At 54.4% G+C, this 21,771-nt stretch carries 19 protein-coding genes; all 19 read left to right on the top strand.

The genetic code is table 11. The annotated features are described in order from the left end of the window. Window positions 1-14: 14 nt before the first annotated feature. The 19 genes from ACLJEU_RS06950 to ACLJEU_RS06860 all read left to right on the top strand — a co-directional run bounded on the left by ACLJEU_RS06950 (window position 15) and on the right by ACLJEU_RS06860 (window position 21,708). A complete protein-coding gene (locus tag ACLJEU_RS06950; RefSeq protein WP_414661880.1) occupies window positions 15-740 on the top strand; it encodes a hypothetical protein in 726 nt (241 codons plus the stop codon). A gap of 109 nt (window positions 741-849) precedes the next feature. Continuing rightward, a complete protein-coding gene (locus tag ACLJEU_RS06945) occupies window positions 850-2,127 on the top strand; it encodes an O-antigen ligase family protein (RefSeq protein WP_414661879.1) in 1,278 nt (425 codons plus the stop codon). 27 nt (window positions 2,128-2,154) lie between these two features. Next, on the top strand, window positions 2,155-2,982 hold the full coding sequence (locus tag ACLJEU_RS06940) for a glycosyltransferase family 32 protein (protein ID WP_414661878.1): 828 nt from the start codon (window positions 2,155-2,157) through the stop codon (window positions 2,980-2,982). Next, window positions 2,969-3,745: a polysaccharide deacetylase family protein gene (locus ACLJEU_RS06935; RefSeq protein ID WP_414661877.1), complete on the top strand. Its 777-nt coding sequence runs from the start codon at window positions 2,969-2,971 to the stop codon at window positions 3,743-3,745. The genes ACLJEU_RS06940 and ACLJEU_RS06935 overlap by 14 nt, the downstream gene beginning before the upstream one ends. 1 nt (window position 3,746) lies before the next feature. Beyond that, entirely contained in the window at window positions 3,747-4,730 is a 984-nt protein-coding gene (locus ACLJEU_RS06930) for a hypothetical protein (protein WP_414661876.1), read from the top strand. A gap of 101 nt (window positions 4,731-4,831) precedes the next feature. After that, window positions 4,832-5,650 carry an ABC transporter permease gene (locus ACLJEU_RS06925; protein WP_414661875.1) on the top strand — a complete coding sequence of 273 codons (819 nt, stop codon included), beginning with the start codon at window positions 4,832-4,834 and terminating at the stop codon, window positions 5,648-5,650. A gap of 40 nt (window positions 5,651-5,690) precedes the next feature. Further along, complete coding sequence (locus ACLJEU_RS06920) at window positions 5,691-6,818, top strand: glycosyltransferase (protein WP_414661874.1); 1,128 nt, start codon at window positions 5,691-5,693, stop codon at window positions 6,816-6,818. A gap of 219 nt (window positions 6,819-7,037) precedes the next feature. Beyond that, window positions 7,038-7,964, top strand: coding sequence for a glycosyltransferase (locus tag ACLJEU_RS06915; RefSeq protein ID WP_414661873.1), 927 nt, complete (start codon window positions 7,038-7,040; stop codon window positions 7,962-7,964). A gap of 133 nt (window positions 7,965-8,097) precedes the next feature. Then, the gene (locus ACLJEU_RS06910; RefSeq protein WP_414661872.1) at window positions 8,098-9,342 is read left to right on the top strand and encodes an ABC transporter ATP-binding protein; all 1,245 of its coding nucleotides are present in this window, start codon (window positions 8,098-8,100) and stop codon (window positions 9,340-9,342) included. A 44-nt stretch (window positions 9,343-9,386) separates the two neighbouring features. Beyond that, window positions 9,387-10,733, top strand: coding sequence for a glycosyltransferase family 61 protein (locus ACLJEU_RS06905; RefSeq protein ID WP_414661871.1), 1,347 nt, complete (start codon window positions 9,387-9,389; stop codon window positions 10,731-10,733). Window positions 10,734-10,826: 93 nt separating this feature from the next. Then, the gene (locus ACLJEU_RS06900) at window positions 10,827-11,708 is read left to right on the top strand and encodes a hypothetical protein (RefSeq protein WP_414661870.1); all 882 of its coding nucleotides are present in this window, start codon (window positions 10,827-10,829) and stop codon (window positions 11,706-11,708) included. Window positions 11,709-11,764: 56 nt separating this feature from the next. Continuing rightward, window positions 11,765-12,967: a glycosyltransferase family 4 protein gene (locus tag ACLJEU_RS06895; protein ID WP_414661869.1), complete on the top strand. Its 1,203-nt coding sequence runs from the start codon at window positions 11,765-11,767 to the stop codon at window positions 12,965-12,967. 117 nt (window positions 12,968-13,084) lie between these two features. Beyond that, a complete protein-coding gene (locus ACLJEU_RS06890; protein WP_414661868.1) occupies window positions 13,085-14,350 on the top strand; it encodes a hypothetical protein in 1,266 nt (421 codons plus the stop codon). 12 nt (window positions 14,351-14,362) lie between these two features. Next, window positions 14,363-15,214: a hypothetical protein gene (locus ACLJEU_RS06885; protein WP_414661867.1), complete on the top strand. Its 852-nt coding sequence runs from the start codon at window positions 14,363-14,365 to the stop codon at window positions 15,212-15,214. A 144-nt stretch (window positions 15,215-15,358) separates the two neighbouring features. After that, complete coding sequence (locus tag ACLJEU_RS06880) at window positions 15,359-17,392, top strand: glycosyl hydrolase family 28-related protein (protein ID WP_414661866.1); 2,034 nt, start codon at window positions 15,359-15,361, stop codon at window positions 17,390-17,392. Window positions 17,393-17,736: 344 nt separating this feature from the next. Next, the gene (locus tag ACLJEU_RS06875) at window positions 17,737-18,648 is read left to right on the top strand and encodes a formyltransferase family protein (RefSeq protein WP_414661865.1); all 912 of its coding nucleotides are present in this window, start codon (window positions 17,737-17,739) and stop codon (window positions 18,646-18,648) included. A 1-nt stretch (window position 18,649) separates the two neighbouring features. After that, the gene (locus ACLJEU_RS06870) at window positions 18,650-19,687 is read left to right on the top strand and encodes a polysaccharide deacetylase family protein (protein WP_414661864.1); all 1,038 of its coding nucleotides are present in this window, start codon (window positions 18,650-18,652) and stop codon (window positions 19,685-19,687) included. 244 nt (window positions 19,688-19,931) lie between these two features. Next, window positions 19,932-20,771 carry a glycosyltransferase family 2 protein gene (locus tag ACLJEU_RS06865; protein WP_414661863.1) on the top strand — a complete coding sequence of 280 codons (840 nt, stop codon included), beginning with the start codon at window positions 19,932-19,934 and terminating at the stop codon, window positions 20,769-20,771. A gap of 250 nt (window positions 20,772-21,021) precedes the next feature. Beyond that, complete coding sequence (locus tag ACLJEU_RS06860) at window positions 21,022-21,708, top strand: class I SAM-dependent methyltransferase (protein WP_414661862.1); 687 nt, start codon at window positions 21,022-21,024, stop codon at window positions 21,706-21,708. Window positions 21,709-21,771: the final 63 nt, after the last annotated feature.

The raw sequence follows: 21,771 nt of genomic DNA, 5'->3' as shown, positions 1-21,771 counted from the left end.
CGTACAACCTTGGAATGAACGCGCTGCATATCGATCTCCAGCTTGCGCTGCTAAGGACATACCTCAGGCACAACAAAACCCCGGAAGTCGTTCTGCTCAATCTGGACTCCTTCAGTTTTGAAACAACGAAGGTCGGACAGATTCACGACCCGGCGCTTTTTCTGCCTCATCTCTCAAACACCGACCTCTACCGCAGCCTTGTAAAAATCGACCCCGTTGCAAGAAAATGGCGCTATATTCCACTCTACTGTTTCGCTGTCGATGACATGCGCTTCACTTGGACAACGGGTCTGCTCGGCCTCGTCGGATACATGCCCCCCGAAGACTACGTCAATGGCTACAATCCACAAGACAAGCAGTGGAATGAGGACTTCCCCCGCTTCCAGAAAAGTCACCCCGATGGAGTCCGGTACCAAATCGAACCGGAGGGTGTCCAGTGCCTTCGTGAGTTTGCCATCACCTGCCGCCAACACGGCATATCCCTCGTACTCATTTACTCCCCAGAGTATCATGATATGCAGAATCTTGTACGCAATCGGGCAGAGATCTTCTCTAACTTCGAACGAATCCGATCCGAGCACAATCTGGAGTTATGGGATTTCAGCAGTTCTTCATTATGCACCTCGACCCGTTACTTCTATAACTCCCAACATCTAAATCTTATTGGGGCAGATTTGTTTTCCAAAGAGGTTGGTGCGCGACTAAACGCGTCGCTTTCAGGTAGCCGCGTCCCTCGTTAAACTCAGGACGGTTCGGTCGTCCTCATTCCTGATGCCAACTCTTATACTTCTTGGATTCCTTGCTGCAGCCTGTTGGCTAATTCGAAAAGATGATTCGAGGAGGCAGGGCGTGTCCACCGCAAGCTGGCTTCCGACCATCTGGCTTGGAATTCTCGCGTCTCGCCCTGTCTCGGCCTGGTTGGGCACCGGGGGAGGTGTCGATACGCTGGACGGCAGCCCCGTAGATCGTAACTTCTATCTGCTCTGCATTGGAGCGGGCTTGGTAATCCTCTCTCGGCGCAATCTGAACTGGTCAGTCACTATTGGCCGAGCGTGGCCGTTGTTTTTGTTTTATGGCTTCCTCTTAATAAGCACGCTCTGGGCTAATTCTCCGCTGGTATCCGCCAAACGATGGATTAAGGAGTCAGGCAACATAGTGATTGCGCTCCTGATTTTGTCGGAAACCAATCCACTCGAGGCGTTTCGCGCGACCTTTACCAGGTGCGGATTACTTCTTGTTCCACTTTCTTATATCTTTATTAGATACTTCCCGGACCTCGGCCGCCGCTACAACCAACATACCGGACAACTGGAGGCCGTTGGCGTCACTTATCAGAAGAACTCTCTAGGGACGATGATCATGGCCTGCGGACTGATCATGCTGTGGGATTGGCTAGAAAGCTCGCGGCCAGATGCACCCAAGCGCAGCTTGGCGGAAAGGATAGCGTTCCCAGCAGTTGGCGCTCTCGGCGCGTATCTCCTTCATCTTTGTGACAGCAAAACTTCGATTGTTTCCTTAGCGACGGCCATCGTTATCGTCGTAGCTGTGCGAGTTCCGCTGCTCCGCTACCGGATTAGTGCCTTCGGAACCTACACCCTGTTTGCGGTCGTACTTTTTTTTCTGGTCGATCGCTACGTTGGGATTTCCGAGAGCATCATACGAGCTCTTGGCCGCGACATGACCTTCACCGGCCGGACCGATGTGTGGCGGGAACTGTTTGCCGTCGGCACCGATCCACTCCTCGGAACCGGGTTTATGAGCTTCTGGGACGACGATTTCTTCCGCAGCCGACTTCCGTATTGGGTCGCACATTCGGCTCACAACGGGTATATTGAAGTCTACCTCGCGGGTGGCTTCATTGGAGTCTTTTTTTTGGTGGTGATGCTGCTAGGCACAATCCGGAGTATAAACGCGGCTCTCGCTGCCCAGACGGCCTTCTCCGTCGTACAGTTCTCGATCCTCGTCATGGCGCTCATGGCCAACTTTGCGGAATCGAACTTTGCGTGCATGACGCCAATTGGACTGCTCTTCGTTATTGCGGCCATTGGCAGTGTTGCTTCGCGCCAATATCCAACCACCGGTGCTTTATATACACCAGATGAGGCGCCAGTCCATCGGAGCACCTAGCAGGACTCGCTTCGCCGTCACTTCCACATGGCTTCCCCAGATCCCATTCCGCGCCGAATAATACAGACGGGAAAGAACAGGATTTTTTCCATTCTCGAGCAAGCAGCACTCGCGGGACTCTCCCTCCTGAATCCAGGTTGGGAAATCGTCTACTTTGACGATGCCGAGGTCGAGGCGTTTGTTGATCGCGAGTTTCCTGCCTATCGGGCCACTTTCGACGGTTTTCCCTATCGTATACAAAAGTATGACTTTTTCCGCTATCTGGCGGTGTATCGCTTGGGAGGCTTTTACTTCGACTTGGATGTATTCTTGGCCAAACCCCTAGAGGAACTCACGCGACATAGTTGCGTTCTGACATTCGAAGAGCTGACCCTGAGCTCTTACCTCCGTGCTCGCGGCATGGACTGGGAAGTGGGCAACTACGCGTTTGGCGCGAGCGCGGGACACCCGTTCCTGCGTTCAGCAATCGAAAGCTGTGCGCGATATCAAAGCGATCCCAAGTGGATTGAGGAGATGATGACCGGCATTCCGTTTACGCTACGCAGGACTTTCGAGGTCCTTAACTCAACAGGTCCAGGCATGCTGACACGCACTCTCATCGACACTCCCAAAACAAGTGCTCCCATTCATATACTACTTCCGGCTGACGTATGCGACGAAGCCGCGTGGCATAATTTCGGTGATTTCGGCATTCATCTTATGTCCGCCACTTGGCGCGGCCAACAGGGACTTCTGGCCCGGAGATACAGTCGTTGGTGGGAGTCGCGGGAAAGGCGCCGGTTAATGCGTGAAAGCCGGAGCCTCGGCCCGATCCGCTGCTACCCACTGCCAGAGCCGCGTCATGAGTCTCTTTAACGCCAAGCTTCGGATTGAAAGCGCGTTGGCACGGCGGGCGGCCAAATGGCTGGCTCGCCGTCCGTGGCAGCTTCGGACCACTTGCGCACTCGTAACCTTTACTTTTGACGACTTTCCTGTGTCGGCATTCGAAGTTGGCGGTGACCTCTTGGAGAATGCCGGTACCAGGGGGACATATTTCGTCGCACATGGCTTGGCCCACCAGGTGATTGCGACCGGTCCAATGTTTGCGTTCAAACAACTAGGGGAACTGGTGGCTCGCGGTCATGAGTTGGGTTGCCACACGTTTGAGCACCTTCCAGCCTGGTCGACGCCATGCAGGGCGTACGAATCCTCGGTGGAAAGAAACGCGGAGGCCCAGCGGGCGTCCCAGTTCGGCCCCCCCTTTCATGTGCACTCTTATCCCATAAGCTACCCACGTCCGGACAGCAAGAAGCGGATGGCCCGGCGGTTCAGGGCATGCCGGGGAGGGGGGCAGGTCGCGAATTCCGGAACGGTAGATTTAAACTACCTGAGCTCCTTTTTCCTTGAGCAGTGCGGAGGCAAACTTGACGCCATTGAACAGCTCCTGGAAGCAAACATCCGCAACCCTGGCTGGCTGATTTTCTCCACGCACGATGTCAGCAACACGCCCACCCGCTACGGGGTGACGCCCGGCTTTTTATCTAGCGTTGTCACGGCGGCTACTCGCTCCGGTGCTCGCCTGGTCACAATGTCCCAGGCGCTGGACATCCTCCGCGTGCCGTCAAAAGGAACATCCTAAGATGAAGGGCATCGACCAGAGAATAACATATATCGACTACACCAAGGGTGTTCTGGTCGTACTCATGGTTGTGTATCACAGCCTTAATTACACAACCCAGTACGAACTCGCGTTCCGCTATCTCTCCTTCCTGCCCCTTTCGTTCATTTTCATTGCGGGACTCCTAATTTCCCGCATCTACTTGCCACGTTATCAATCTGGCACCAAAAAACTTACGCTCAGGCTATTGGGCCGGGGCCTGCGCCTCGTCGCGCTATTTACCGTCTTGAACATAGCAGTGCAGTATGTCCGCAGTCCAAACTATGGTTCGCCTTCGGGCGTTGGTGCCTTTTTCCGTGGATGGGTGGACGTCTATTTCATTGGTGGCAGTCGTCTTGCCGCCTTTGACATCCTACTTCCTATAGCCTATGTCATCATGGCTTCGCCTGTCCTGCTTTGGCTGATTCGTGCGAGTCAGAGTGGGTTCATCATCGGAGCTTTGTCATTCGTGGTCGGATGCTGTTTCATGGAAGTCAACGGACATGGCGTGGCAAATCTCAGTTCCTTTTCAGTGGGATTACTTGGAGTGGCATTGGGAGCACTGGAGTTCAATTCCCTTCTGATTCCAGTACGTCTCATCGGCGCGGTCTACCTGGTTTACTATCCGATCGGAATCATCTGGGGATGGATCTTTCTCGTTCAGCTTTTTGGGGCAGTCCTCTCGCTGTTCTTGCTCTTTGCGATTTCCGCCCGGCTGGACCAGACCAGCTTCTGGAGCAGGCGGATGATTTGCCTAGGACAATACTCCCTAGTGGGCTATATCGTCCAGATTGGATATCTTCAACTCTTCTCCCGCCTCCTTGGCCGGCCGGAGCCTTGGTCGGCAAATTTTTTCCTGATTTTCATGTCCACACTAATCGGTACGGTGCTGATCACTGGACTTCTGGCCTTGATGAGATCGCGAATGGCAATAATCGACCGCGCATACAAAGTTGTATTCGCGTGATCTCCTCCAATCCTTCGAGCACAAAGCGTTATTCACCAACTGACGATTCAGCGCACGTTTCCCACCAAGCTCTGCAACCGCAGACCAACAATAGTTGAGCAATGAAAGAACTTGTAATCAAAGCTGGCGAACGCGAAAGCCAATACTGGCGTGATCTGTGGCGCTACCGGGAACTTTTTGCCTTTCTCGCATGGCGCGACTTGCTGGTGCGTTACAAGCAAACCGTTGTGGGCGTAGCATGGTCGTTGATTCGCCCCCTGCTCACCGTGGTGGTACTTACCATGGTGTTCGGGAAGCTGGGCAAAATGCCTTCCGGGGGCTCTCCCTATCCCCTTCTGGTCTTTTGCGGGGTCTTACCCTGGCAGTTCTTCGCCACGGCTCTATCAGAGTCCGGCAACAGCCTCGTCACAAATTCAAATCTAATCTCAAAAATCTACTTTCCCCGGCTGGTGGTACCGGCAAGCAGCGTTATTACCAGTTTGGCGGACTTTCTGATCTCGGCCGGATTCCTCGGCGTACTGCTGGTTATTTACAGGCAGCCCATCTCGCTGAATGCCGTCTACCTCCCCTTTTTCATGCTTTTGGCCGTCGCCGCTTCCCTCGGGGTTGGCATTTGGCTCTCTGCCCTGATGGTGCAGTATCGTGACTTCCGCTTTATCGTGCCGTTCTTTGTTCAATTTGGACTCTATATTTCTCCGGTCGGCTTTACCAGCTCCGTTGTTCCGGACCAGTATCGATTACTATATTATCTGAACCCGATGGTCGGGGTGATCGACGGATTTCGGTGGTCAATTCTCGGCGGGGAGCACACCGTATCGTCCCTTTCGGTGGTGCTTTCCACCGTTACCGCCATTCTGCTTGTGGTTACCGGAATCTGGTATTTTCGAAGGACCGAGCGGATCTTCGCCGACGTTATCTGATCCAAACGTTCAACTAGCCCGGCAAAACGCACCCACTTTCATGCCTCCAGATCGTCTCGTCCCCAGCTCCCCGCCGCGCACGTTCGATGACATCAAGGTGCACCGACAAGACGGGATGACTATCCTGTCACCCGCGAAGGGAAAACCGCGACGGCGTGTATTCTACCTCAACTCCTATGGGATGGCCGAAGCGTGGCGTCTGATTCAGGCTGGCCGATATCCCTCCCAGCACCTGTGGGGATGTGTCGAACTGGTGCGCCTCGGCTATGAGGTCGCGATGCCGGAGGAACCGGATCGCCAGTCGAAAGGCTTTCGCTACCGCCGTCAGGATCTAAAACACCTTGGCTTCATTGGCGAATGGCTGGGGAAGGACGGTATAATCTACAGTGCGCACACGATCTTATTCTGGTCTCCGCTACTTCGCGCACTGGGCCTGCGTCGCAACCCGGTCGTCACCTTAACCTATGCGCGCGACGAAAGGCTTCGTTTCTCGAGGGGCTACGACGGCCTGCTCGCCCTGACACCGGCAGCATTGGACCGGGCTTCAACAATCGCACCCAAGGCCAAGCTCCTTCATATCGGCTGGGGGGTAGACATCGAATTCTTTCCGTCGTTACCCTACTCTCCGGAATTCTTTGTCTCATGCGGAAAATCCCGTCGTGATTTCCAGACTCTACTGGCTGCAACGAAGCTAGAGGGAAGCCCGCTTCATCTCACGAACAAGGATCTGCCGCAGAACCTCCATTGGCCGAAACACGTGACGCTCTTCACTCAACTCCCTGAAGGGGAGTTCGAACCGATGCCGTACCACTCCCTCATCCATAATGAGTACTCGCACGCTACGGCAGCTCTCATTATCCTCGAAGAAGATGGGGGCGAACGTTTCGCCGCTGGTTTCACGCAGCTCCTTGAAGCGATGGCAGTAGGACGGCCGGTGATACTAACCCGCACCGGCGCCGTTCCAGGAGAACTGGACGTGGATAAACAGGGTTGCGGAATTTTTGTCCCACCAAACAATCCCAAGCAGCTCGCAGAGGCGATGCACTTTCTTCGTGCCAATCCGGATCGCGCCGCAGAAATGGGAAAGACTGGCCGGGAGATCTGTATGCGCCAATACGGCAGCGAACGCTTTGGAATTCGTCTGCACGAGTTTTTCAATGGCCTTTAATCCCGCGTTGTTAGGCATCGCTGCAGGACGTGGCACCGTCAACTATGGTTCGATGGAATCGAAACGAAGAGCTACAAAAAGGAGTACTGCTACTGCTCTAGCCTCACGTTCCGTTTCAAAGCCGGATTATGCGGTATGACCTCCCTGAATTCTCCGGGTGCTCCGGCAATTCCACCAAGATCGTCACAAGCCCGGGAGGCGGGACCGACGTGGTCGGTCATGATCCCGACTTTCAACCCTTCGCCAGAAATTTTGGCGGAAACCCTCCGTAGCGTATTGCGCCAGGCGCCTCCGGCCCAATCCATGCAGATCGAGGTAATTGACGACTGCTCGCCGTCGCGAAAAACCACTGAGATCGTCCAGGCAGTGGCGGGAAACCGCATTGACGTACATTGCGAACCAAAGAATCTCGGAATTGCACGCATTTGGAATCGGTGCGTTGAACGAGCGAAAGGAGAGTATGTTCACATCCTCCACCAAGACGATGTAATAGAGCCCGGATTCTACCAGGCGTTAGAAGCGGGTTTTCGCCGGCATCCCAATGCGGGTGCTGCGTTTACGCGGCACGCCTACGCAGATGAGAAGGGCAAGCACACTCGCTTTTCGTTCTCTGAACTCGCTTCGCCCGGAATATTGGATTCCTATATAGAAGCCCTTGTAACTCGCGAGTGCATCCAATGCGCGGCCATTGCGGTGCGTCGCAGTACGTACGAGAAGATCGGCGGATTTAACGAGAGCCTCACCCACGCGCTGGACTGGGAGATGTGGATCCGAATCGCCAGCAGCTTTCCAATCTACTATCATCCCGAGGTTCTCGCCAGCTGGCGCATGCACCCGGATTCGACTACTTCAGGTCAGATCAGGTCGGGGGAGAACATCCGAGATATTGCCAAGGCTATTGCGATATGGCGGGGATACGTCAGCAGCGGTCAAGATCTGGCCCGCACGGCAGCCCGGCGCTATGCGCGGCTGGCGCTTGACTTGGCTGACTATCTTTCGCGCAATGGGTACTCAGGTGCGCCGCAACTTGATGCCGCATTGCAGTGTGATTCATCACCGATCGTTCGCTTCCACGCTCTCAAGCTGCGAATCAAGTGGAGGTTACGTCCTTGGTACCGTCTAGCTACGGGGCGCCAAGGGCGCTAAAATTACATCGATTTTACCATTTAACTCTCCTTCTGGCCTCACCCACCAAACCGAACATGCCGAGGATAACGGGAAGTGCCGCCATGCAAAGACTCTGTCTAAACTCTATCGCCCAAATGATTGCCGAAACCGCATGAACGACGCCGTTATCTCTGTCGAAAAGTTGTCCAAGCGCTATATGATTGGGCACCAACGCGACCCGAGCGACGCCCTGCGGCATGCCCTCGAGAATGCCATTCGGAGACCTTTGCGTTGGCTCCGGGAACAACGGAATGCGCGCGTGGCTCAGACTGAGGAGTTTTGGGCGCTAAAGGACGTTAGCTTTGAAGTGAAGCAGGGAGACGCGGTTGCCATCATCGGGCGGAATGGCGCTGGCAAAAGCACGCTTCTCAAGATTCTCAGTCGGATTACGGAGCCGACTGCAGGTCAGATTCGTCTCAGGGGGCGCGTGGCCAGTCTGCTCGAGGTCGGAACAGGATTTCACCAGGAGCTTACTGGCCGCGAGAACATCTTCCTGAACGGCGCTATTTTGGGCATGTCGAAACAGGAAATTCGGTCGAAATTCGACGAGATCGTGGCGTTCTCTGAAATCGAGAACTTTCTCGACACGCCTGTGAAACGATACTCCAGCGGGATGTATGTCCGACTCGCTTTCGCAGTCGCCGCCCACCTAGAGCCCGAAATCTTGATCGTCGACGAAGTTCTTGCAGTCGGCGATGCGTCCTTCCAAAAAAAGTGCTTGGGAAGAATGGGTGAAGTCGCCAAGCAAGGGCGCACGGTCCTGTTTGTGAGCCATAACATGCCTGCGATTTCAGCACTCTGCAAATCGGCTATTTACCTCCACAAAGGACAGGTGGCCGCCATCGGGTCGGTCGAGACTCTGGTGGGGCGATATCTGAGCGAAACGGTCGCCGATGGCGCAAAGCGTCTTACCGGGCCGTTGGCTATTGGCTCGGACCTGACGCTAGATGAATTCTCCATCACACCCAACCCGGTCATAAGCGGTCAGAAGTTGACCATCACTCTGACGTTTGGAGCAAAACGAAACACCAGCCTCCTGGAACTTCATGTTCTGATATACGCTGATCAGCATCGCCGCGTCGCCATAGCCGACTTTCGAGCCATGGGAATGCCACTCCCTTTTGAAGCAGGCCAAAAGCGGCGACTCATCTGTGAAATCGCCGACGTTCCGTTCGTAGAGGGCGACTACTCACTAGGGATTTTTGCCAGTATATCGGGTTTTATGGGTGACTTTAAAGATCTCGTCGGCTTGACGGTGGGTGCCCGGCCAACCAAGGGCATTTATTCTCCTTTCCCGGTCGAATATCGAGGAGTGGTGGAACTTAACTACGACGCACGCCAAGGGTCCGTGGACTGAACGCATGCCTTGATTGTGCCCGGAAGCGACAGACCAACAAAGCCGTGACAGGGAAACAGAAATCGCAAGCCAACCCAGACCCCACCTGTACGCACCAAGCCGCCTTCTGGAGACAGTGTCTGCGCTTGTACTCCAAGGCGTACAAAAAGATCCGCTATAAGCTACATTACGCGCGAGTTGTGGGCGGACACGCAGCTCGCACCAAGTTAGCCCGCGCGTTCTTCTCCCTGCCCGGCCTCAGGCACCGCGACCCGCGCGCCAAAGTGGCAGCGAGTCGGGCACTCTGCGAATCTGTCCACGAGAAAGCCGCACCGCCCACAGGGCGGGACTGGCTGGTTTCGGTGTGGCCAAGCGAAACCCAGCGGCGTCAACCGCCTGTTGCATCCACGATCGAGGAATTGCGGGCGTTCACATCGGGCTCTCTTCCTTACCAGCAGGGATGCGAATCGCTTTCTCCAGAAGTGTTTCTTGCTTGTTTCCACCGTCCAGCGATTTTTCCCCGCGATTTCAGCATCACCTCGTCCCAAGGCAGAATCGTCTTTGAATCCGCTCTGTCCAAATGGTACGTATTGGAAAGAAGCGAACGCCTGAATCGAATCGGTGGAGTTCCGACTCGTCATCTCTCCGGCACATACTGTCACTTGGGACACCCTTGGTCGTCAGCGTACTATCACTGGATTTTAGAGGTCTTGCCCAAGCTTTCGATTCTCAATCAGGACCCAAGCACTCGGAAACATCCGTTTATAGTCCCCACGCTTCGACATCCCTTTCAGTTGGACACGCTCCGTTTGGCTGGGATCAGCCTGGACCGCATCATCCAAATCCCTCCTTCAAGTGGGGATATTACCGTGGATCGCCTTTACTTTTCCGAGTCATTGGGTACAACCTCCAACCCCAGCAGTCGGGCGGTCGAGTGGCTACGGCGCACCTACCTGCCTACTTCAAAGAACCCCAGGCGCCGAAAGCTCTACGTGTCGCGCCGCGACGCGCCTAGCCGCCGGGTGGCGAACGAGGATGAACTCGTAGATTTCCTCTCCCAGGAGGGTTTCGAAACAATCTGTCCGGGATCGATGACCTTCGCCGAACAAGTCGAAACATTCCGAGAAGCGTCAGTGGTTGCGGCCCCGCATGGCGCCGGGCTTACCAACATGATCTTTGCTCCACCTGGCGCGACCCTTGTTGAATTCTTCGGTGACAACTATATCAATGGATGTTACTGGGCCATTTCCAATCTTTGCGATCACCGATATGGAGTCGTAGTTAGCCCGAGCCAAACGCCCGACTTCCATGTTCCGGTGGCCCGCGTCGCCGCCGTACTGAAGCAAATTGAAGATGTCTCGGCCGGGCTCCCACGGGATCGGAAGCTAGATGTGCGCACTTTCCGTCCGTGAAGACCTTGTTCGTCCCTATCCATGCCTACTGAGCCCCCGCTCCGTCTTCAAAGTAGAATTGAACGGAAGATTCGTCGTATCCTTCGAGACGCGATGCGCACCCGTTTGCGAAAGAAGGTGGCATTCAGCCCCCCATCGCCCCCGGCCCGAAGAGGCGGGACATTTTCGGCTCACGGCCTCGCCTGTCATCAGGATCTCCTTTTTTCAATCTGCACCGCCAAGGCAGCCAATCTCGCCATGGAACGTTCGCTATTCTGGACGTTTCATGACGACGGCAGCCTAACGAGTCGCGATATCGCCCTCCTTTGCCACCATTTTCCGGGTTCTCGCATCGTGAGGAGGGCGGAAGCGGACGCAGCGTTAGAGGCGATGCCAGATATTGACTCGCACCTGAAAGAGATGCGCGCCCGCCACTTGATGTTGGTGAAGCTCGCCGACCTTTACGTGTATTCGGAGTCACCGCGCATCCTGTACATCGACTCCGACGTTCTTTTCGTTCGCACGCCCACTTTCCTGCTAAACTGCCTCGAAAGAACTGGAGGAGCAAATTACTTCAATCGTGATATAGACTCTTGCTATATCACATCCCGAGAGAATATCCGCGAGCTCACGGGCCACCTCCCACCCGATCGGATCAACGCTGGACTGTCGGCCCTCAATCGCACTGATATATCCTTGGATCGCATTGCTTCGGTCCTGCGTCAACTTCATCCATCACGCCGGAGCGACTGGTCATTTTACGGTCACCTGATTGAGCAGACGTGCGTCGCGTTGCTTGCAGCGACAAGTTCCGCCGGCTACGCATACCTGCCGGATGAATATAACGTCTCGCTCGCGGCTGATATAACTCGCAACACGACTCAGCACTACGTTGGGAAGATCCGCCATCGCTACGAGATGGAGGGGTTGAAGTTCCTACTCTCCCACGGACAGTTCATTGATCGCTGGGCTCGATTCACTCGGAACGAGTCGTAGCCAGATCCGGCCCCTGGGCTTAGGAATTGCCACCCTCCGCCGTGTAGCCACGCCCCATGCGCATACTTTTCATCTCCCCATCCTGGCCGGGCGGAACTGCCTTTGGCGGACAAATCCGGGCCACGCACATCGCCCGGGCTCTCCAGCAAATTGGCTCGGTGAGTGTATTGATGGTGAGTGAAGATTGGAATGAACCAGAAAGCCGAAAGAAATGTGCCGAGGAGTTCAGGGTCCTACCCCCGGTGTGCCCGAAACCGTCCCTTAACCGCGGTCTTGATACTCGTTTAAGGCGGGCATTTGACCCACGCTTTCTCGACCTTCATGGCATGTGCATTGAGGAAGCAGACCGCGAACGTATCCTGACCGAAAGCAGGCGCCATGATTTCACGTGGATAATTCATTCGCGGACTCCCAGTATCATCGGGGAATGGAACTGGCCTAAAACCCATCTCGATATCGACGACATCCCGAGTACTTATCTTCAAACCGTCTCATCGACGTCACGATCCAAGACCACACGTCTAAAAACGGCGTTTCAAGCCAAGTTGATGAAACGCCGCGAACTCACTTGGGTTCACCGTTTCACCACTTTATCCGTGTGCAGCGAGCCCGACCGGACTTACTTGGGCAAACCGGAAACGCTCCATGTTATACCCAACGGTTTCACGAAACCCCAGTCGCAGCCGGTCCGCTCACCCACCCGCAACCCCTTTCGGATCGGTTTCATCGGGCTGTTTTCCTACACGCCGAACCGCGAAGGGGTACAATGGTTTATCCGTGAATGCTGGTCGGCCATACGCGCCTCCTGCCCAAATGTGCGGCTAAGACTTGTCGGTCGGGGCAGTGATGTCGCCGATTATGCCGCCACTCCTGGAGTGGAGCCACTAGGCTGGATCGCCGATCCTGAGAGCGAGATCTCCACCTGGTCCGCCATGGTGATCCCGATCCGCTCGGGAGGAGGAACCCGCATCAAGATTGCCGAGGCCTTTAGTCGGCGCTGTCCCGTAGTATCCACTAGTGTCGGGGCTTACGGGTATCAGGTGACGACCGGAGAAGAGCTCCTCATTGCCGATACCCCTAACAATTTTGCGCAGGCATGCATCTCTCTACTTTCAGGTGAATCACTCGGTAACAAAGTCGCGGAAAATGCATGGCAACGATTCGTTAGGGATTGGACTTGGGAAGCCATCGCGCCCAAAGTCATCGCAGCCGGAGAGGATTGCATGCGTCGAGCTGCAGGAGGCAGGACGCAAGCTTGAAACCTCGCGCCACGGCAGACTGGCGACTCGCGTCCACAAGGTTGAAAGAATCATTATCACATCACGCAAAGTTCCATAGCACAGAGATATCGCTCGCTTACGGCCGCATTATACCTTATGCACACACTCCGCCAGCTTTTGTTTCTTACGGGCTTCTTGTCCTTAGCGGGCTCGTCCCAGAGCCTTGCTCAGGTGGTCATGCCATTTCCCATCGGTTGGCAGCCATCACCCGTTTCCTCTGGATTCGCGTCAACTGCGCCGTATTCAAACTCCAACATCTCCTCGGCCTTCAGGCATCTCCCAACGATATTTCAATGGAATAGCCTGCGCACCAACCTTGACCTCTCTTACTTGATTTCTCACGAAGAGGGACTTCCCAGCGGCGGCCGCCGCATTAACAGTTCGATTCAGACGATTTCCGCTGCAGCGCACCTTGCCCTTGGTCTCCATTGGTCAGGAGATTATACCCATTCCCGCACCTATTTCTCAAATAAAGAATTGCTAGCGACAACGGACGATGCAGCGAGCATCAAAGGACAGTATAATAGCCGTGAATGGGCATGGATGGTAGTCGCATCGTATACGTTTGATTTTCGCAACCTTCCCGATACGGGTTCTCAAACTCGTCGAAAAATTTACAATCTGGAAGGGAGCGGCTCAACGATGCTGGGCACTCGGACGCTGCTTAGTACGTCGGCAGCCTTTGGCGGTCGAAGCGCTGACGTACCCAACCCGTCTAGTTCAACTCTGCAGATTGCTGATATCCAAACCTGGTCCGCCAATCAAATATTAAGCTATAAGATAACCGATAAACTTGATATAGGTCCATCTGCGAATGAAACCTACGAGCGCATGGATCCAGGCGACGACGCCGTATCATATACCGTAAGCGCTCAAGTCAATTGGAAACCCAGTCGACGACTGGTCGCAACGGGCTCGATTGGTCAGAAGTATTGGCGCTATAGGGGCGCCGCTGAGCGTCCGACAAAGACCTTGGTCTATAACACTACCGCTTCCTATCAGCTGACGCCTACTACGACCTTCAATGCAGCAGCCTATCAGACATTCGGTCCGTCCTATTTTTCCAACCAAGCGACGGACGTCGAAGGATGGAATCTAGGGCTTGAACAGCGACTTCTTAAGCGTTTCTTTCTATCTGTTACTGGAAGGAAATCCCGAACCACCTACTCGATTCCAGTCGGGGGCGTACCGTTTCAGCGAGTCGATAGGGCAGACGGAATAGGAGCGAGTCTTGCTACTCCCCTGCTTACTCGAGGCACCTTGAGCGTATTTTACTCGAAGGGGCGAAATCTATCCAGCGATTCCATATTTACGTTTGGAGACAATTTGAGCTATGGAATCCAGTTTGCCATCAAGTTCTAGAGGTATACATTTGTGAACGGTCCCACTCCTGAAACGTCCACCATCCTCATCGTGGGGCTGGCCCGCAATTGCGGCAATCGGATAACAAAAACCTTAAAGCGACTTGTCGAGTCGGCCTCCGCTTTCAAAACCGCTCATTTTCTAATCATAGAAAGCGATTCTACCGATACCACGGTCAGCGAGCTAGAAAAAGCTCAATCAGCCATGCCGAACTTTCGCTATATCGCGTTGGGCGACCTTCGGATCAAATACCCACTGCGCACGGATCGCATTGCGTTTTGCCGCAACGCCTACATCGACCAACTCGCATCTCATTCCTCCTACTCAGACGTATCCTATATCTTGGTCTGCGACATGGACGGGGTGAGCCGCTCGCTTTCGACAAGGAACATCACCTCCTGCTGGCACCCATCCGCGCCCCGATGGGATGTATGTACCGCCAATCAGGGGGACTTCTATTACGACATTTGGGCGCTTCGTCATCCCATTTGGTGCCCGGGAGATGCGTGGAAAGAACACGACCTCCTCGCACCAGTGGTCGGCGAAATTGCCGCCAAGGAGATCTCCATCTATTCTAGGATGATTCACATCCCTGCAGAGCGCCCCATGATCGAAGTGGACTCCGCTTTCGGCGGGCTCGCGATTTACCGGCGAAGCGCTTTCGTCGCCGGCAGGTATCGCGGGATTGACGACTCCGGCCGCGAGATCTGTGAACATGTCGTGTTTCACTCCGCATTGCGTAAAAAGGGGTTTCGTATCTTCATTAATCCGCGCATGATAAGCGCGCGCACTACAGAAAACGCAAAAGCCAAGAGTCCGCTTCAACAATTCCGGCGACTTGTGCGAGATTGCCTGAAGCTCTGATAACGAGAATCCTGATATACGCTTTCTTTACCTGCATCGTGATTGCTTGAGTCCAACAGCGACCGATTCTAGTCGCAAAGCCAGACCGCGAGCCATTGTGGCTCGAACAGTGGCCACTGCCTGATACACCTCAAAGTGACCTTCATGAAATCAAAGACTCTCAACTTGTGGCGCACGGCTTCGCTCATTGCGCTTCTGGTACTGTTTCCTCTGGCAGCAGGCGCCGCCTCCTCGCTCTCCGAAAACATTCTTCCGTGGACTCCAAACGCCATGGGCGGCGTCGGGCATATTGGAGGGCTACCGCCGGTGTCTGGCACCGCGCGTAACGTGGTCGACTACGGCGCAGACGCGACAGGTGAAAACCCAAGTGACAGCGCCGTTGCCAATGCACGGGCAGCTATGCGCGACGGTGATTACTTATACTTTCCCAGAGGGCGCTTCAAGCTCGCGGGTTCAATTGCCAACTGGCGCGGAGGGGTGATCCGCGGATCAGGCATGGATACAACAACCTTGGTGTTTACGACCGGCGAGTCCCGGGCGATTGGATTTGGAGTCGGCAGCTCCCTGTCGAATCCGAACGGACCGGATGACGATGTTCTCAGCCCGTTTTCCCGCGGAACGAACACCATAACACTGCCCAATGTCAACGACTTCATTGTAGGAGGCTTTGTATGCATCTTTTTCAGCAACGACACTAACCGCCAAGCCGTAGAAAGCGGATTGCCAATTGTGCTTAGCGCTGCTGGAGGAGAATATGCCCGGCGACACATGGCTAGGGTCACGTCGGTATCGGGCAAAACAATAACTTTTGAACCTGCTCTCTTCCACAACCCTGCACCCAATCAGACGGCTTACGCACGAGCATCTCAGATCCCCTCCTACAACTGCGGCCTTGAGAATCTAACGATAGATTTGTCAGGCTCCAATGCAACCTTCGGAGTTACGTTCGAAGATGTCTATGGTGGCTGGATGCAGGGCGTCAGGATTAAGGCCGCAGCACGCTATCACTTGTTCGTGTTTAACAACATGTATTTCGAAATGAGAGAATGTGTGCTCGAAGACGGAAAATTGCTTAATTCCACGAACACTTCCGGTCTGCTGATGCAGAACTGCACCGGCTCACTCATCGAGGACAACGCTTTTATTCGAGTTGCACCTGGAATCGAGATCAACTTTGGAAGCGCCAATAACGTCTTTGCCTTCAATTATTTCGACGGTGCGGTCGCCAATATAAACCACGGCCCGCTTAACCAGTACAACTTATATGAAGGGAATATTATCCCGCAAATAAAATCAGATGGATATTTTGGCGGTTCGCACTACGACTGCATTTTCGGCAACTGGCTGACTGGCCGTTTCAACCGCACTTCGCCCGCCCAACTGATTGGTCTTATTGAACTCAAGCGCTTTACCTACAAATCGACCGTGGTCCGAAATTTTTTTGGGACGCCTCAGTCCTCCATTTCCGGAACGAGTGCGTATGAAAATTGGGGAACACCGAATATTGGAAACAATTCCTCTTCCGGAACAAGTCAGGCCAGCCAAGGGTTATGGTGGATCGATTGGGATCCCGACCTCGCCTCTCCGCGAACTTGGACAGGACGAATCACCAGCGGAGGGGGCAGCACTTCCGCCACGATCACGATGGATAAAATGGATGGCACGGTCGGATTTGCGGCTCACGTTGGACAAGTGCTGGCTGGAGAACTGCTTTTCGGCTACCCTGGCGGTGGCTTCACTTGTACAGCGGGTCAAATCTCAGGAAATACCATTCGCGTAACGGCTCCGACGATTCAAGGGTCACCTTCGACGTTTCCTCCCAACGGCACCGACGTCACCGGACTCTGCAATAGTTCCAGCATGCAACAGAAGGACTTGGACGTCATGGCAACCTCCTATCGGGCACGGAACTACTACCTGTCGGCTTCTCCCAATGTGACGGGCTTTGTACAGGGCGAGGCTCCCGTCGATCCGGCACCTCCGCGGTCGCTTTTTCGGTCATCTGCCCCGGCGTGGTTTGGGAACAAGCGATGGCCGGCATTTGACACTGTTCGCCAGGAAGCCCCGAACTACACCGACTTGCCGGCCGCCCATCGCTACATACTGGGCAATCGCGACTACATCACGCCCGGAGAACAACCAGCCTACATTGGAGAGGTCAGGATTTTTCGCCTTTAGCTCAGCGTTTTCATCCTCCTTAATTTCTCGGGCCCAATCTGCGGCATCCGGTCCCAACCGGCTGCCGCTTTGCCTTTCGATCTCACTGTATCAATCGGCGGCCTTCCGGGCGTAAACCCCTGACTCCAGTTCCCCCAACGGTACGTCGTCCTTTCCAGAGGACTCGTTTCGATGAAAACAAAAGGGGACCCGCACATCCACCCGCCTACGCCGCGGACTTGAGGCGCTATCCCGTTTCCCCCAAACCGTGTGTCACAGGACCCAGCCCGGAGTGCTGCTGAAGCCACCTCTCTTGCCTTCAAAGGGCCTGATTCGCACTCTTATCATCGCTTCCGTCCTTCACCATGCCTACGAGGAATCTTAAAATCGTCATCATCACCGCGACCCATCCTCGTCACCTTAACCTGTGCGGCTCGCTGGCTGACAAATGGGATCTTGTAGGTGTGTTGCATCCCAAGCGCCCGCCCAACCGTCCGTCTCGACGCCTCAGCAAGTTGTATCGACAGGCTAAGTCCCAAGGACTGCCGTTAGCTCTACTCCGTCTTTTGGGAGTGATGGGGAGAGAAAAGCCGGGGTCAGCGCAGCACGCCTTGGAAGCCAAGCTCTTCTCCGCGGGCGCGGAGCGCTACGGACGACTGCCGCCGGAGATCATCCATGCCGACGTCAATGTCCAGGACCCAGCAACCGTCAATTTGATCCGAAGATTGAATCCGGATGTGACACTCTGTCTGGGGGGGCCGATCTATCCGCGAACACTTATCAGCGCGTCACCGCTCACCCTCAATTTTCACAGCGGCATCTCCCCGCTTTATAACGGTTCGTCCAGCATCGATTTCGCGTTTGCCTATGGTCATCCTCACTGTTGCGGCGGAACTCTGATGAAAATGAATGAGACCATCGATGGAGGAGAGATCCTGGCACATTACCTCCCGTCGATCGAAAAAGGAGATTCAGCCCTATCGCTGTTCGCCAAGACCGTGGCGGCGGCGCCTCTGATGTACGAGAACGTCCTTCAGTCCCTCGCCTCGCACCCCCAGACGCCCATCAGCTCTATCCCACAACCAAATCCGTACACCTACACTCGGAGTTACCAATTTGGATGGTACCATTCAGCAATGGCCCGCAAGCATGCGAAGGAGGCACTCGTGGCGAAGCATCTGAGAACAGAAGTCGTTTCCGAGTATTGGAACATACGTGACCCCGTCGCAGCGCGCGACGCTTGCCGCAAATTCGTGCTCAACTTGGTCTGGCCGTGAGATGCGTATAAAATCCATTATCAAGGCCTCAGTTGGCACAGTGGCAGGAAGCCGCCTTGTAGCGCCAGCAGTGCGTTGGAGCACGAAGGATACGGTCAACATCCTGTACTACCATTTCGTTGGGCCGGCAGCGCCGCACTATCGCGTCTTCGACCAAGGTTGCACGCCGGCCATTTTTGAACGAGATCTTCTCCAGCTGCGTGAGCTATTTACTTTCTGCTCTCTGGACGATGTAGTTCTCGGCCGAGCGATTGCCCAAAACACGCGCCCACCAGCTGCCCTGATGTTTGATGACGGCTTGAATCTATTCAAGTTCGGAGCGACGGATATTCTGCATAAGCTGGGTATTCCTGCAAACACCGCGGTCATCACATCCTGCGTTGGAAATGAACGGTTGATGTGGCGTCACGCCCTTAGCGTGATATATTCAAGCTCCTCGCCGAATCTAATCGTGGAAAGCTACAACCGCCTCGCATCCGACTTTGCATTGGACCCCATCTCTAGTTCAGCCCAACTCCTACGGGCTTCATTGCGTTGGCGTCATGGCGACAAGGATACTTTGACGGCGCGTCTGTGGTCCGCGTGTGAAATGCCCGCGATGGCGCAGTACCTGGCCCAGCACGAGCCCTACTTTTCATGGGAACAGATACAATCTTGGTGCTCCCGGGGGCATAGCCTCGGTTTTCACACTCACACGCATCCCTTATGTGGAACGCTCAATAAGGAGGAACTTGCGGGAGAACTGCTCCTGCCTGCTCGTGAGCTCAAGTCAAAGTTCGGCCTTTCACACCTGCATTTTTCATTTCCATTTGGGAGCCGACTGCAACCCGAGCTTGAGGAAGTCGTCGTGGAAGCTGGTGTTTTCACCTCGTTACTTGGAACCGGCGGATTTAGACGGCGCCAACCACATTCCCCCGTCCTCGAGCGCGCATGTGCGGAGGTGTCGCCTCTTGGGTGGGCCATATCGCGCCGCGCTTTGTGCAACAGAATACTTCCTTCTTTTCGGGAAGCTCGCCCCCACGCGGCAATCGGCGCCTGAACCGAAACTTCGAGATACCTGCCATCTAGATGAAGTCAGATCGAGCTACCGTTATTTAGTAATGGTATGTCATCGACTCTCATCCGGCACCGCGGGCATCGGCCCGCCTTCCGGATGACAGTCGCCGTGTCCCATTCTCCCGTAGATTTGATGCTACCCATTTCCAAACGCCGAAGCGCAATCTGCTCCGAATCGATCGCTTCGATGACCCCAACGATCAGCAGCTCGCATTAGTAATTGTCACATGAAGCCAAGAGTTTCAGTCATCATTCCTTGTTACAACTATGGACGTTTTATTCGAGAGGCCATCGATAGCGTGTTGAGCGCAGGCCGAGACGATGTTGAAATCATAGTTGTCGACGATGGCTCCACCGATCGAGAGACCCAAATAGAGATGGACAGGTTGGTGAGCGAGGGATTTCACGTAATACGCCAGACGAATGCAGGGCTGGCAACTGCGCGCAATGTTGCGATAACGGCGGCGGCCGCGGATCTCATACTTCCCCTAGACGCCGATAACCGTGTACGACCAGCTTTCTTTGAGCGTGCGCTCGCTATTATGGAGAAGGACGCGGGTACTGGCGTCGTCTATGGTGATGCGCAGAAGTTCGGAAGTCGCACCGACCGCTGGCACGTCGGTCCCTTTGACCGTATTCGTTTGATGCGCGTAAACTATATCGACGCCTGCGCGCTGCTCCGTCGCGTCGTTTGGGAGCAACACGGCGGATACGACGTTAATATGCCCATTCAAGGCTTGGAAGACTGGGACCTTTGGCTCGGCACCATGTCTCGTGGCTGGAAGTTCTCGTATGTGAATGAAATCCTTTTCGACTACCGGGTAGAATCCGGGTCAATGTCAGCAAAGCCGACCGAGAAAATGGCGGCTCTGGAGGCCTATATCGCCACCAAATACGGGACACTTTACCGAGATGCTTGGATGGAAATGCAACGAGACTTGTTTTCGGTGCGCGCTACCGGTAGTCATTTCTTATCGCTGCTGACTCGGCGCGTAACGAACAAGTTTCGCCCCGCTCGATTCTGCACGCCCGTCACGTGGCGAGAGGCGGTTCGACCAGCGAGGTAGCCCCTAATATTTTGCTTTTTAGCTAGTTGAGATGGATTAGCTCTTTTCTTCGTTTGCACAAAGATGGATGCATTTCCATTGCAACGACTGCTCTGGACGATCCGCCTCAGCCCTCCCGACAGAATAGTTGTTTCATGGTCGCTTTTTCAGGCACCAGTCGATTGCAACGCACGAGACTCATCCCGTAAGATTCTGTGATTCTATTTTTCAGATGTTCGAAAGTAACCCTAGCCTACTACATCATCAATAAATGAGCACGCACCCCGATCGCATCGAAGGCTTGCAAAGGCTCAATGATGCTTCACTCAGCCTGAGCCACGTCTATTACTTACACCTTCGCACGTTGTTTCCTGCGATTATAGACTGCGCGCAATTGGCACACGGCGATCTTTTAGACATAGGATGCGGAAACAAACCCTATGAACAACATTTTAAGCCGAGCATCACGTCATATACTGGATGCGATGTCATACAATCTAGCGCCAACAAAGTCGACATTATATGCCCAGCAACAGATATCCCCCTGCCAGAGAGGTCTTTTGACACGGTCCTTTGCACACAGGTCCTAGAACATGTCGCGGAGCCACGGCGGGTCATAGCCGAGTCGTTTCGATTGCTGCGAAAAAATGGCACAATGTTGTTAACATGCCCCATGTATTGGCCGCTGCACGAGGAGCCGTTTGACTTTTTTCGTTATACCACACACGGACTCCGTTACATTTTCGAGGAAGCAGGCTTTTCAATCGAGAGCATCCATGGTAACGGTGGAAAATGGGCTACCTGCGGCCAGGCCATTCAGCATGCGATCCAAGGGGGGCGCCTAGATCGCCGAAGCATCAGGAAGCTGATTAACCGTATTTTTGCGCACATGGACGATAAATACCCGGATCAAAAGAACACCATGAATTATATACTAATAGCACGTAAGTTGACGTAAGTGGCATGTTGTACACACCCAGATCCGCGGCGCGCTCTAAATCCAGTCCGCCGCACTTATATA

It is taken from the genome of Terrisphaera buseokensis (genome assembly GCF_047521145.2).
In the GTDB taxonomy this organism is placed as follows: domain Bacteria; phylum Verrucomicrobiota; class Verrucomicrobiia; order Opitutales; family Opitutaceae; genus ER46.
The sequence above is the reverse complement of the archived record's forward strand: the minus strand, read 5'-3'. Positions and strand labels throughout refer to the sequence as shown.

Excerpts from the sequence above, each read along its gene's own strand:
- ACLJEU_RS06950 (WP_414661880.1), top strand. The coding sequence starts at position 15 with ATGAACGCGCTGCATATCGATCTCCAGCTTGCGCTGCTAAGGACATAC.
- ACLJEU_RS06940 (WP_414661878.1), top strand. The coding sequence starts at position 2,155 with ATGGCTTCCCCAGATCCCATTCCGCGCCGAATAATACAGACGGGAAAG.
- ACLJEU_RS06935 (WP_414661877.1), top strand. The coding sequence starts at position 2,969 with ATGAGTCTCTTTAACGCCAAGCTTCGGATTGAAAGCGCGTTGGCACGG.
- ACLJEU_RS06930 (WP_414661876.1), top strand. The coding sequence starts at position 3,747 with ATGAAGGGCATCGACCAGAGAATAACATATATCGACTACACCAAGGGT.
- ACLJEU_RS06925 (WP_414661875.1), top strand. The coding sequence starts at position 4,832 with ATGAAAGAACTTGTAATCAAAGCTGGCGAACGCGAAAGCCAATACTGG.
- ACLJEU_RS06920 (WP_414661874.1), top strand. The coding sequence starts at position 5,691 with ATGCCTCCAGATCGTCTCGTCCCCAGCTCCCCGCCGCGCACGTTCGAT.
- ACLJEU_RS06915 (WP_414661873.1), top strand. The coding sequence starts at position 7,038 with ATGATCCCGACTTTCAACCCTTCGCCAGAAATTTTGGCGGAAACCCTC.
- ACLJEU_RS06910 (WP_414661872.1), top strand. The coding sequence starts at position 8,098 with ATGAACGACGCCGTTATCTCTGTCGAAAAGTTGTCCAAGCGCTATATG.
- ACLJEU_RS06900 (WP_414661870.1), top strand. The coding sequence starts at position 10,827 with ATGCGCACCCGTTTGCGAAAGAAGGTGGCATTCAGCCCCCCATCGCCC.
- ACLJEU_RS06895 (WP_414661869.1), top strand. The coding sequence starts at position 11,765 with ATGCGCATACTTTTCATCTCCCCATCCTGGCCGGGCGGAACTGCCTTT.
- ACLJEU_RS06890 (WP_414661868.1), top strand. The coding sequence starts at position 13,085 with ATGCACACACTCCGCCAGCTTTTGTTTCTTACGGGCTTCTTGTCCTTA.
- ACLJEU_RS06880 (WP_414661866.1), top strand. The coding sequence starts at position 15,359 with ATGAAATCAAAGACTCTCAACTTGTGGCGCACGGCTTCGCTCATTGCG.
- ACLJEU_RS06875 (WP_414661865.1), top strand. The coding sequence starts at position 17,737 with ATGCCTACGAGGAATCTTAAAATCGTCATCATCACCGCGACCCATCCT.
- ACLJEU_RS06870 (WP_414661864.1), top strand. The coding sequence starts at position 18,650 with ATGCGTATAAAATCCATTATCAAGGCCTCAGTTGGCACAGTGGCAGGA.
- ACLJEU_RS06865 (WP_414661863.1), top strand. The coding sequence starts at position 19,932 with ATGAAGCCAAGAGTTTCAGTCATCATTCCTTGTTACAACTATGGACGT.
- ACLJEU_RS06860 (WP_414661862.1), top strand. The coding sequence starts at position 21,022 with ATGAGCACGCACCCCGATCGCATCGAAGGCTTGCAAAGGCTCAATGAT.